Raw genomic sequence first — 11,285 nt, forward strand, 5'->3', positions numbered from 1 at the left:
TTTTTTGTTTCACCTGTTTTAGAAGGACCGCATCATGAATCTCACCACCACACCTTCCGGCCTGCAATACGAAGACACCGTGCTGGGCACCGGTGCCATCGCCAAGGCGGGGCAACATGTCAAGGTTCACTACACCGGCTGGCTCTATAACAACGGCGTCCCGGGCGCCAAGTTCGACTCCAGCAAGGACCGCGGCCAGCCTTTCGAATTTTCCCTTGGCGCGGGGCAAGTGATCCGCGGCTGGGATGAAGGCGTGCAAGGCATGTCGGTGGGTGGTACGCGCCGCCTCGTCATTCCGGCGGAGCTGGGCTATGGTGCGCGCGGCGCCGGCGGTGTGATTCCACCGAACGCCACCTTGCTGTTTGAAGTGGATTTTCTCGGTACCTGAGCTGGCGCGAGTTGAAGAAGGCCCCGGTGCGGCATTGGCGCCGGGCCTGTTCACCTGATTAACCGCCAAGGCGCCCTGGCGCCGCGGCCCTCAAGCGATCCCCATGATCATCACCAGCCTGCTCGACACCGATCTGTACAAGTTCACCATGATGCAGGTGGTCTTGCACCAGTTTCCGGGCGCCGAGGTGGAATACCGCTTCAAGTGCCGCAACGCCGGCGCTCCGGGTATTGGTGATCTGGCGCCCTATGTGACCGAGATACGGGAAGAAATCCGTGGCCTGTGCAGCTTGCGTTTCCAGGACGCTGAGCTGGCTTACCTCAAGGCCATGCGCTTCATCAAGAGCGATTTTGTCGACTTCCTCGGCATCTTCCGGCTCAATGAAAAATACGTCAGCGTCACGGCCTTGCCTTCGGGCGAGATCGACGTGTCCATCAAGGGCCCCTGGCTGCACACCATCCTCTTTGAGATTCCGGTGCTGGCCATCATCAATGAGGTCTACTTTCGCAACACGCAAAAGAAGGCGGACCTGGCCGAGGGGCGCAAGCGCCTGGAGACCAAAATTGGCGAGCTGCAGACGCAAGGCCTGCGAACGCTCAAGATCGCCGATTACGGTACACGCCGCCGGTTTGGCAAAGCCTGGCACGAAGAAGTGCTGCGCACCCTGGTGACGCGGCTGGGCACGGGGGTGGGTGGCCAATTCGCCGGCACCAGCAATGTGCTGTTTGCCATGAAGCTCGGCCTGACGCCGCTAGGCACCATGGCGCATGAATACCTGCAGGCCTGCCAGGCGCTGGGGCCGCGTCTGCGTGACAGCCAGGTCTTTGGCTTCGAGTCATGGGCCAAGGAATACCGGGGCGACCTCGGGATCGCGTTGTCGGATGTTTACGGCATGAGTGCCTTCCTGCGCGATTTCGACATGTACTTCTGCAAGCTGTTTGACGGCGCCCGCCACGACAGCGGCGACCCGTTCCAGTGGGGCGAGCGCATGCTTGCGCACTACACCAAGAACCGGGTCGACCCGCAGACCAAGACGCTGATTTTCAGCGACGGCCTGACGGTGCCGCGCACCATCGAGCTGTACCAGCAGTTCAGGGGCCGCTGCCAGCTGGCCTTCGGCATCGGCACCAACCTCACCAATGACCTGGGCTACGAGCCGCTGCAGATCGTGATCAAGATGATCCGCTGCAACGGCCAACCCGTGGCCAAGCTGTCTGACACACCTTCCAAGAACATGTGCGACGACGAAAAATACCTGGCGTATTTGCGGCAGGTGTTTGAGATTGCATGACTTTCATCCGTCCGATTGGCATGTCTAGCATGGATGCGTAACGATAAAAAAGAACCGGAACATCATGAAACCTCCACAACAGCTGGTGGCGCTGGCGCTGCTTTTGTTATTGCCAAGCCTCTCGTTTGCCGCTGAACTTGACGGTAGCCGGCTGTCAGCCTTGTGGGCGGTGCCGTTCGCTGGAATTTTGCTGTCGATTGCAGTCATGCCGCTGCTGGCGCCTTCTTTCTGGCACCACCACTATGGCAAGGTTGCTGTAGCGTGGACGCTGGCCTTTTTTGTGCCGTTTGCCGCGCTGTACGGTGGCTCTGCTGCTTTTTCCGGCTTGGTGCACGCGCTGCTGGCCGAATACATCCCCTTTATTGTGCTGTTGGTTGCGCTGTTCACGGTGGCTGGCGGGATCCATATTCGCGGCAACCTGCACGGCAGTCCGGCCTTGAACGTTGCGATCCTGGCCATTGGCGCCGTGCTGGCGAGCTTTATGGGCACCACCGGTGCATCGATGCTGATGCTGAGGCCCCTTATCCGGGCCAATGACAATCGCGTGCACAGAGCCCATGTGATTGTGTTTTTTATTTTCATTGTGTCCAATGCAGGCGGTTCACTCACGCCATTGGGCGATCCACCCCTGTTCCTTGGCTTCTTGAAGGGCGTTGATTTTTTCTGGACGGTCAAACAGATATTTCCGGAGACGCTTTTTCTGGTGGGCAGCCTGCTGGCCATCTTCTACGCGCTGGATGGCTGGTTCTTTCGCCGTGAAGGTGTGCTGAAAGTAGACCCTACGCCGGACACCCGGCAGTTTGGGTTTGACGGTGCGGCCAACTTCGCGCTTCTGGCGGCGATCGTGGCCCTGGTGCTGCTCAGCGGCTTCTGGAAGTCACCCGCCTCCTTTCATCTCATGGGGACGGAAGTCGGCTTGCCGGGCCTCGTGCGCGATGTTGGCCTTGTGCTGGTGACGTTCCTGTCGCTCAAGATCACTGCGGAAAAAGTACATGCGGACAACCAGTTTTCCTGGGGGCCGATGGTGGAAGTCGCCAAATTATTTGCCGGCATTTTCCTCACCATCATCCCGGTGATCGCCATGCTCAAAGCAGGCGTCAATGGTCCTTTTGGTTCCGTGGTTTCGGCTGTGACGCGACCGGACGGCCAGCCCGATCCGGCGATGTATTTCTGGGCCGCTGGCTTTCTCAGCTCATTCCTGGACAACGCGCCCACCTACCTGGTGTTCTTCAACACCGCAGGGGGTGATCCGGCCACGCTGATGACCACACTGGCACCGACGCTGGCTGCGATCTCGGCAGGCGCGGTTTTTATGGGCGCGAACACCTATATCGGCAATGCGCCCAACCTCATGGTCAAGGCCATCGCGGAAGACCGCGGCATCAAGATGCCCGGTTTCTTCGGTTACATGGCCTGGTCCTGCTCTATCCTGGTGCCGCTCTTCGTCATCATGACCTTTATCTGGTTCAAGTAAGGAAGTAATTTTTCATGAGCAAGCCCAAAATTCTTGTTGCCCGCGCAGTTTTTCCCGAAGTCATTGCCCGCCTGGAGCAGCATTTCGAGGTTGAATCCAACCAGGCCGACGAGACCTGGTCCAAGGCCCACCTCACCGAGCGCCTCAAGGGAAAGGACGGCGCCTTCACCACGGGCGGCGACAAAATCGACGCGGAGGTGCTGGCCGCCTGCCCGGGGCTCAAAATTTGCGCCAACATGGCGGTGGGCTACAACAACTTCGACATCGACGCCATGACCGCTGCCGGCGTGCTGGCCACCAATGCCCCGGATGTCCTGACCGAAACCACCGCTGATTTCGGTTTTGCCCTGCTGATGGCCACGGCCCGTCGCGTGACCGAAAGCGAGCATTACCTGCGCGCCGGCAAATGGACCAAATGGAGCTACGACATGTTTGCGGGCTCCGACATCCACGGCGCGACGCTGGGCATCCTGGGCATGGGACGCATAGGGCAGGGCATTGCCAAACGCGGTGCCCATGGATTTGGCATGAAGGTGATTTACCACAACCGCTCGCGCCTGGATGCAACGCTGGAGGCAGAATGCAAAGCCAGCTACGTCGGCAAGGAAGAACTGCTCAAGACCGCAGATCACCTCGTGCTGGTACTGCCGTATTCGCCTTCATCCCACCACACCATTGGCGCCGCAGAACTGGCATTGATGAAACCCACTGCCAACCTGATCAACATCGCGCGCGGCGGTATCGTCGACGATGCCGCACTCGCTGCGGCCTTGAAGAGCAAGCGCATCGCAGCGGCCGGGCTCGATGTGTTCGAGGGCGAGCCCAAGGTGCATCCTGATTTGTTGACCGTGCCCAATGTGGTGTTGACGCCGCATATCGCCAGCGCCACCATTCCCACGCGCCTGGCCATGGCCAGCCTGGCCGCTGACAACCTGATTGCCTTTTTTGGTGGCAAGAAACCGTTGACCCCACTCAACCCTGCGGTGCTGGCCGGAAAATGAAGCAAGTAGAACAAGTAGGAGCAGCAAGCGGACAATGAACACATGATGGAATCCTGGCTGATGATTGCCTTGTTGGTGGCCAACCTGCTGTTGCTGGTCTGGCTGCTGCTGCGCAAGCCCGCCGAACAAACGGATACGGGCCGCGTCGAGCTGCTGGCGAACATCGCGGCAGGCCACGACAAGCTCGAGCGCGAATTGCGGCGCGAAATCGGTGACAACTCGCGCAGCAGCCGGCAGGAATTGGCGACTACCTTCGCCACCTTCCAGCAAACGCTGGTGCAGCAAAGCGCCGAAGCGATCCGCACGCAGAACACGCAGATCGACGCGTTTTCGCAGCAACTCACCCTGCTGCAAAAAACGCTGTCGGATACCCTGACCACTCAGCTGCAGTCCGTCAGCGAGTCCAACGCCAGGCGCATGGGTGAAGTGCGCGAGACCCTGGAAAAACAGCTGGCGCAACTGCAGCAAACCAATTCGGCCAAGCTCGATGAGATGCGCAAGACGGTCGACGAGAAACTGCAGACGACGCTGGAGACGCGCCTGGGCGAAAGTTTCAAGCAGGTGGCCGACCGGCTCGAGCAGGTGCACAAGGGCCTGGGTGAAATGCAGACGCTGGCGCAGGGCGTGGGCGACCTCAAGCATTTGCTCACCAATGTGAAAACACGCGGCATCTTCGGCGAAGCGCAACTGTCGGCCTTGCTGGAACAGGTGTTCACCGTCGACCAGTACGCGGCCCAGGTCATTACCCGCCGCGGCGGCAAGAATCCGGTCGACTTCGCCATCAAGCTGCCGGGCCGGTCTGATTCGGGTGAACCCCTGTGGCTGCCCATCGACGCGAAATTTCCGAACGAAGACTACGAGCGCCTGCTGGATGCGCAGCAGCGCGCCGACGTGCTGGGTGCTGAAATCGCCGGCAAAGCGCTGGAGACGCGCATACGCCTGGAGGCCAAGTCGATCTCCGAGAAATACATAGACCCGCCTTACACCACCGATTTTGCGATTCTTTTTTTGCCGACTGAGGGCCTCTATGCCGAAGTGCTGCGCCGGCCCGGCCTGATGGAGTTCCTGCAGCGCGACCACCGTGTCACGCTGGCCGGCCCGACAACGCTGCTGGCCATGCTCAATTCACTGCAGATGGGTTTTCGCACGTTGGCGCTGGAAAAACGTTCCAGCGAAGTCTGGCAGGTGCTGGGTGCGGTGAAGACAGAGTTCGGCAAGTTCGGCGACGTGCTGGCCAAGGTCAAGTCGCAGACCGAAACCGTGCTCAACACACTGAGCAGTGCCGAGCAGCGCAGCCGTGTCATGGGCAAAGCCCTGCGCAATGTCGAAGCGCTCCCGGAAATCGATTCTGCCCGCCTGCTCCCATTGGACCCGCTTGACAAAGACCTGGACAACATCTGATGCGCACCGCATGAGCTGTGCGTCATGACGCCTGAACTCGCACGCCTGATCGTGGCGCAGATTTGCCTGCACGCCTGCATGGCCGGCACGCGCATGGCGGCGCCGCTGCTGGCGTTGCGCGAGGGCTACAGCCCCGCGGCGGTGGGAGTGCTGCTTGCATTGTTTGCCCTGACGCAAGTCTTCCTGGCGTTGCCGGCCGGCCGTTTCGCCGACCGGCATGGCCTCAGGCGCCCGATCCGGTATAGCGTCTTCGCTGCGGTGCTGGGAGCCGGGGCTGCGGTGGCCTTTCCGGTGTTCCCGGTGCTGTGTCTGGCGGCGCTGCTCACGGGCGGCGCCACCGGCGCAGCAGTGATTTCCCTGCAGCGCCACGTGGGCCGCGCGGCGGTCGGCGCACTGGAGTTGCGCCAGGTGTTCAGCTGGCTGGCCATTGGTCCGGCGGTATCCAATTTCATTGGACCGTTTTCCGCCGGCCTGCTGATCGACCATGTGGGTGCCGTGCCGGGAAGCACTTCCGGCTACCGCGCGGCGTTTTTGCTGATGGCGATCCTGCCGCTGGCCTGCTGGTTCCTGGTACGCAAGACGCGCGAGCTCCCGCCGGTGATTGCCGCCAGCGGCGGGGTGCAGCCCAAGGCCTGGGATTTGCTGCGCCAGGCCAACTTTCGCCGCCTCATGCTGGTGAACTGGTTTTTGTCGTCCTGCTGGGACGTCCACACCTTTGTGGTGCCGGTGCTGGGTTTTGAGCGCGGCATCAGTGCTTCGGTCATAGGCACCATCCTGGGATCGTTTGCGGTGGCCGCGGCTTTGATCCGCATGGTGATGCCGCTGGTGGCGGCCCATCTGCGCGAGTGGAAGGTGCTGGCGGTCTCCATGCTGGCGACAGCCGCACTGTTCGGCATCTACCCGTTGATGCATTCGGCGATCGGCATGGGCCTGTGCTCCATCCTGTTGGGCCTTGCGCTGGGCATGGTGCAACCCATGGTGATGAGCATGCTGCACCAGATCACACCGGAAGCACGCCACGGCGAAGCGCTGGGGCTGCGCCTGATGGCGATCAATGCGTCCAGCGTGGTGATGCCCATGTTGTTTGGCTCCGCCGGTGCGTTGATGGGAATTGGCGGGGTCTTCTGGGTCACCGGGGCCATGGTAGGCGCGGGTTCACGCGCGGCGTGGCTGCTCAAGGACAGCATGTCTGCCCATGGCGGGCACCATCCCGAAACCGGGCCTACAGACGGTAAAAATCCTTGATCAGGTCCCAGGCGACCTGTGCGTCGTCCACGTACTGAAAGAGCTTGAGGTCGTTGGGCGAGATCACGCCTTCTTCCACCAGCATGTCGGTGTTGAGCAGGCGCTTCCAGTAGCTGCTGCCAAAAAGGATGATGGGCACCGGCTTGGCCTTGCGGGTCTGCACCAGCGTGATGACTTCGAACAGTTCGTCGAGCGTGCCGAAACCACCCGGAAACACCACAAGCGCCTTGGCACGCATCATGAAATGCATTTTGCGCAGCGCGAAGTAGTGAAACTTGAATGACAGCTCAGGCGGCACATAAGGGTTGGCGGCTTCCTCCATGGGCAGGGCGATCGCCAGGCCCACACTGAGCCCGCCGGCCTCGTGCGCGCCCCGGTTGGCTGCCTGCATGATGCCCGGGCCGCCGCCGGTGCAGATGAAGAGCTTGGTCTCGGGCGGTTTTGTCTCGCTGTACTGCGCCACCAGCTTGCCGAAGGCGCGGGCTTTTTCGTAATAGTGGGCATTGCGCGCCAGTTTTCGCGCGCGGTCTATGGTTTCGGCATCACCACCTGCCTCGGCTTCGGCCACCATGGTGACGGAATCTTCCTCGCTGCGAAACCTGGCGCTGCCGAAAACGACCACTGTGTTTTCAATGCCATGGGCCTGCTGTTCCAGGTCGGGTTTAAGCAGTTCCAGCTGGAAGCGGATCCCGCGTGTTTCACGCCGCAGCAAAAACTCCGGGTCGGCAAATGCCAGCCGCGAGGCGTCGGCTTCCAGCGGTGTGCCTTCCCGTGCGTGGGCCTGCAGTTCGGCCCAGGCGTTGGCCAGGCGGCTGACGGATAAGTCTTGTTTTTGTTCCATGAGCTTATTGTGAACGATCAGGCGGGGCGGCTGCTTTTCGGGAACTGGGGCCCGCACAAGCAAAAAAAGGCTCCGTGAGGAGCCTTTTTGCGGAGGGCAGAAGCGGGATTACACGCGCTTGCGATATTCACCGGTGCGGGTGTCAATTTCAACCAGGTCGCCCTGGGCCACAAAAATCGGCACGCCGATTTCAAAGCCGGTAGCGAGCTTGGCGGGTTTCAGAACCTTGCCGGAGGTATCGCCCTTGACGGCGGGTTCAGTCCAGGTGATTTCGCGCTGAACGCTGGTGGGCAGTTCGACCGAGATCGCCTTGCCGTCGTAGAACACCACTTCCAGTTCCATACCGTCCTGCAGGTAGTTGAGCGAATCGCCCATGTTTTCCGCTTCGACTTCGTACTGGTTGTACTCGGAGTCCATGCAGACATACAGCGGATCGGCGAAGTAAGAGTAGGTGCAATCCTTTTTGTCCAGAATGACCTGATCAATCTTGTCGTCGGCCTTGAACACGACTTCGGTGTTGAAGTTGGCGACCAGGCTTTTGAGCTTCATCCGCACGGTGGCGGAATTGCGCCCGCCGCGGCTGTATTCGGTCTTGAGCACCACCATCGGGTCTTTGCCGTTCATGATGACGTTGCCGGCGCGGATTTCTTGAGCGATTTTCATAGCAGTTTCACTGAGTAGGCCGCTAAACGCATGCACCGGTGTGCAGGTTCCGCGGCGGGTTGTGCAGGACGCCAAAGTCTGGTCGACCTTCAGGCTGTTCTGCAAAGCCTATGATTTTAACGTTTTTTTGTCACGAAACCGAGCAGCCGGGTGCCCAGGTCGTCTTGGGCCATCAGGCGGGAGCGGGCCGTCTGGGCTGTTGCTTGCCAGGCCGGCAGGTCAATGGGGAAGGGCGCCGGGCCGCCGGCGGTAGGTGGCGGCGCTGTTTTGCCGTTCCAGGCGGCGTGAAAAGCCCGCAGGGAGGGCGGCGCCTGGAGCATCTCCAGGAAGGCCTGCAGTTTGGCCAGGTGGGCGTTGTCATGCTGCGGATAGATGTGCCAGACGAAAGGCTTGCCTGCCCAAAGCGCCCGCACCACCGAGTCCTCGCCGCGCACGAAGTTCAGGTCCGAGGCCCAGAGCAGGTGGTCAAACCCGGTTTGCGTCAGCAGGGGGAGGTATGAAATTGATAGCTGCTTGCGCCCGCCCTTATTGGGTTGCAGCCGATTCTTATCATCATACAGGGCACGAACGGCGTTGGCGGCACGCCCCGCGGCCACCAGCAGATGCACCGGTTTGCCTTGCAAGCCGTGTTCCGTAAATTGCGCCAGCAGGCCTTCGAGCGCGGGGGGCTCATAGCAAAACAGGGACACCAGGGTTTCGCCACCCCAGTGGATTCCGTGGGTTTTCAGCCAGCCGGCGCGGTCAAAGCCTGCCTGCTTGTCCTGCAGGCCTGACTCACGCAGCAGCCCGCCGGTATCAGCCGTGAAGCCCGGGTAGAAAAACCACTTGGTCCAGCCGGCAGCCGGTCCGCCTTGTACCGGCGAAGGCATGGCGTGGGAGCGCCCCACGTAGTCCTCGGCAGACAGGTATTCGAGATTGATCCAGACGGGTTTTTGGCCTCCAGCCCAATGCAGACGAGCGCAAGCAGCTATGAAATCAGGAGCAACTTCACAGCCGAAGGCCTCGATCAGCACATCGCAGGGTTGCCCGGCGAGCCCTGCGGCGTCCAGGTTCAGGGGCTGTTCACCGGATGGCCAGGGAAATACCTGTACGCCTTTACAGCTCCCGGGGGCCATCCATGTCAGCGCGGATGCGTCATCCACCCAGAGCCGCACCTTGTGCCCGCGCGAGGCCAGGTCGGCGGCCAGACGCCAGCACACACCAATGTCCCCGAAGTTGTCGATGACTTTGCAAAAAATGTCCCAAACGCGTGCTGCAGCCATGGCGGGTATTGTGATGCAGCCGCGATGCCGGCCCTCATGCTGCGGCGTGGCGTGCTCCCCCTGTCACAGCCATGTCACCCAGGCTGGGTACAAGCCGTCATCAATTTGAAATGGAGTTCATCGTGGTTTTATCTAAATCGGTGATGCGTGCACGGGCCATGGCCGCTATTCTGGGGCTGGCCTTGTGCGCCGGCGGTAGCGCTTCATCGTGGGCGCAGGCAAGCCTGGAAAAGGCGGAAACGTCTGTCGTTGAGGGTGTGGTCCTGACCAGGCATGTGCTGCAGGTTGCGACCCGCTTTTACGTGCCTTACACCGGTGCGGACGTGGGCATCAGACAGCGTTTTCCTCAAGGTTTTCCCATAGCGCCCGGCTCGGGGCTGACATTGCGCAACAAGGATGCCGACGGCACTTTGTGGTTTTATGCGCTGACTGATCGCGGCCCCAACGGCGACTCGCCCGACCTTGACAGCAGCGGTGCGACTTCGGCCAACAAGACCAAGGCCTTTCCCGCACCCGATTACGCGCCCAAGTTTGGCCTGATCCGCGTCAGGAATGGGGTGGCTGAACTGGTGTCGGTGACTGACATCAAAACTGCAGAGGGTGTGAATGTGAGCGGCCGCCCGGTGCAGGGCGGTATTGGCTCTTCGGGTGAAACGCCCTTGACCGAAACGCTGCAAGCCAGCCTGGCCTTCGACGCCCATGGCATTGACCCGGAAGCCATCGCCATGGACCCGGATGGCAAACACGTCTGGATTTGTGATGAATACGGCCCGTATCTGATCAAGGTGGCGGTTGAGAGCGGCCGTATTGCGGCCAAATTCGCGCCGGCCAACGGCTTGCCTGCCGTGATTCAATTCCGCCAGCCGAATCGCGGCTGCGAAGGCCTGGCCATCACGCCCGGCGGCAAGCTGGTCATGGCCATTCAAAGCATTCTGGAAATGCCAGATATGGGGAGTGGTTTGTCGGCCCGGCATACCAGCAAGGCGCTCTTTACCCGTCTGGTGGAATTCAATCCCGCCAATGGGGCTACCCGCATGTTTGCCTATCCGCACGACGTGACCCGGTACGGTAAGAGCAAGGACGCCAAGATTGGCGACATCGTCGCCTTGAGTGACACGCGCTTTGTGCTGATCGAGCAAGGCAAATTCAAGGCCGATGGTGAGGTGCACAACCTGCTGGTGGCGGTGGATGTGGCCCAGGCCACGGATTTAAGCGGCAAGAAACTGGCAGGTGGATTGGAGCTGGAATATGCCGGCGCTTTGAGCGAACTGTCGGCCATCGGGGTTTCCCCTGCGAAGCGGCTGGAAATCCTCGATTTGCGCAAGAAGGATGCAAGCGGAAAGCTCCAGTTCGGCTGGCTTCCAGAGAAGGCCGAAGGCCTGGCCCTGGTGAACGACGATACGCTGGCGCTGATCAACGACAACGACTTTGGTGTGTCCGCGCGAATCGTCGATGCGGCCGGCAAGGCCGTCAAGATCGATGACTGCAGCGTGAATGCCGCCGGTGTCCTGGAGGGCAAAAAATGCAAAGGTGCAGCGCCGCTCAAGTATGAAATCGTCAATGGCAGTGATGACGAGAAGCCAACCCGCCTGTGGCTGATCAGGTTCCCGAAAAAGCTCCTGGACTATCGGCCGGACTGAATCCCTTTGTTGGGTCGGCTCCAAAAGGGTATCGGTCCTGTCAGGGTTTTCTTCTGAAGCGCCGGTACGCGGCAAAATA

General features: G+C 60.7%; 10 protein-coding genes. 7 read left to right on the forward strand and 3 right to left on the reverse strand.

Features of this window, described 5'->3' with window-relative positions:
- The first annotated feature begins 34 nt into the window (after nucleotides 1-34).
- From AC1DY9_RS17025 to AC1DY9_RS17050, 6 genes are all read left to right on the forward strand, one after another.
- Nucleotides 35-388 (forward strand): FKBP-type peptidyl-prolyl cis-trans isomerase, encoded by a 354-nt coding sequence (locus AC1DY9_RS17025; RefSeq protein WP_477667118.1) that lies wholly within the window; start codon nucleotides 35-37, stop codon nucleotides 386-388.
- A 103-nt stretch (nucleotides 389-491) separates the two neighbouring features.
- A complete protein-coding gene (gene pncB / locus AC1DY9_RS17030) occupies nucleotides 492-1,679 on the forward strand; it encodes a nicotinate phosphoribosyltransferase (RefSeq protein WP_457278835.1) in 1,188 nt (395 codons plus the stop codon).
- Between the two features lie 64 nt (nucleotides 1,680-1,743).
- On the forward strand, nucleotides 1,744-3,153 hold the full coding sequence (locus AC1DY9_RS17035; RefSeq protein ID WP_457278834.1) for a sodium:proton antiporter: 1,410 nt from the start codon (nucleotides 1,744-1,746) through the stop codon (nucleotides 3,151-3,153).
- Between the two features lie 14 nt (nucleotides 3,154-3,167).
- Nucleotides 3,168-4,154: a 2-hydroxyacid dehydrogenase gene (locus AC1DY9_RS17040; RefSeq protein WP_477667119.1), complete on the forward strand. Its 987-nt coding sequence runs from the start codon at nucleotides 3,168-3,170 to the stop codon at nucleotides 4,152-4,154.
- 45 nt (nucleotides 4,155-4,199) lie between these two features.
- Entirely contained in the window at nucleotides 4,200-5,555 is a 1,356-nt protein-coding gene (locus tag AC1DY9_RS17045; protein WP_477667249.1) for a DNA recombination protein RmuC, read from the forward strand.
- Nucleotides 5,556-5,579: 24 nt separating this feature from the next.
- On the forward strand, nucleotides 5,580-6,800 hold the full coding sequence (locus tag AC1DY9_RS17050) for an MFS transporter (RefSeq protein ID WP_477667120.1): 1,221 nt from the start codon (nucleotides 5,580-5,582) through the stop codon (nucleotides 6,798-6,800).
- On the opposite strand, the gene AC1DY9_RS17055 is transcribed toward AC1DY9_RS17050, so the two are convergent.
- The 3 genes from AC1DY9_RS17055 to earP form a co-directional block, all read right to left on the reverse strand.
- Nucleotides 6,778-7,641, reverse strand: a complete 864-nt coding sequence (locus AC1DY9_RS17055; protein WP_457278831.1) for an LOG family protein — start codon at nucleotides 7,639-7,641, stop codon at nucleotides 6,778-6,780. The two genes, AC1DY9_RS17050 and AC1DY9_RS17055, sit on opposite strands and share 23 nt — an antisense overlap.
- 108 nt (nucleotides 7,642-7,749) lie before the next feature.
- Nucleotides 7,750-8,304 (reverse strand): elongation factor P, encoded by a 555-nt coding sequence (efp, locus tag AC1DY9_RS17060; RefSeq protein ID WP_457278830.1) that lies wholly within the window; start codon nucleotides 8,302-8,304, stop codon nucleotides 7,750-7,752.
- 116 nt (nucleotides 8,305-8,420) lie between these two features.
- The gene (gene earP, locus AC1DY9_RS17065; RefSeq protein ID WP_477667121.1) at nucleotides 8,421-9,566 is read right to left on the reverse strand and encodes an elongation factor P maturation arginine rhamnosyltransferase EarP; all 1,146 of its coding nucleotides are present in this window, start codon (nucleotides 9,564-9,566) and stop codon (nucleotides 8,421-8,423) included.
- Between the two features lie 122 nt (nucleotides 9,567-9,688).
- Between earP and AC1DY9_RS17070 the strand changes: the two genes are divergently transcribed.
- Entirely contained in the window at nucleotides 9,689-11,206 is a 1,518-nt protein-coding gene (locus AC1DY9_RS17070) for an esterase-like activity of phytase family protein (protein ID WP_457278828.1), read from the forward strand.
- Nucleotides 11,207-11,285: the final 79 nt, after the last annotated feature.

Source organism: Polaromonas sp. P1_F6 (assembly GCF_056405695.1).

Excerpts from the sequence above, each read along its gene's own strand:
- AC1DY9_RS17045 (WP_477667249.1), top strand. The coding sequence starts at position 4,200 with ATGGAATCCTGGCTGATGATTGCCTTGTTGGTGGCCAACCTGCTGTTG.
- AC1DY9_RS17035 (WP_457278834.1), top strand. The coding sequence starts at position 1,744 with ATGAAACCTCCACAACAGCTGGTGGCGCTGGCGCTGCTTTTGTTATTG.
- efp (WP_457278830.1), bottom strand. The coding sequence starts at position 8,304 with ATGAAAATCGCTCAAGAAATCCGCGCCGGCAACGTCATCATGAACGGC.
- pncB (WP_457278835.1), top strand. The coding sequence starts at position 492 with ATGATCATCACCAGCCTGCTCGACACCGATCTGTACAAGTTCACCATG.
- AC1DY9_RS17050 (WP_477667120.1), top strand. The coding sequence starts at position 5,580 with ATGACGCCTGAACTCGCACGCCTGATCGTGGCGCAGATTTGCCTGCAC.
- earP (WP_477667121.1), bottom strand. The coding sequence starts at position 9,566 with ATGGCTGCAGCACGCGTTTGGGACATTTTTTGCAAAGTCATCGACAAC.
- AC1DY9_RS17025 (WP_477667118.1), top strand. The coding sequence starts at position 35 with ATGAATCTCACCACCACACCTTCCGGCCTGCAATACGAAGACACCGTG.
- AC1DY9_RS17055 (WP_457278831.1), bottom strand. The coding sequence starts at position 7,641 with ATGGAACAAAAACAAGACTTATCCGTCAGCCGCCTGGCCAACGCCTGG.
- AC1DY9_RS17040 (WP_477667119.1), top strand. The coding sequence starts at position 3,168 with ATGAGCAAGCCCAAAATTCTTGTTGCCCGCGCAGTTTTTCCCGAAGTC.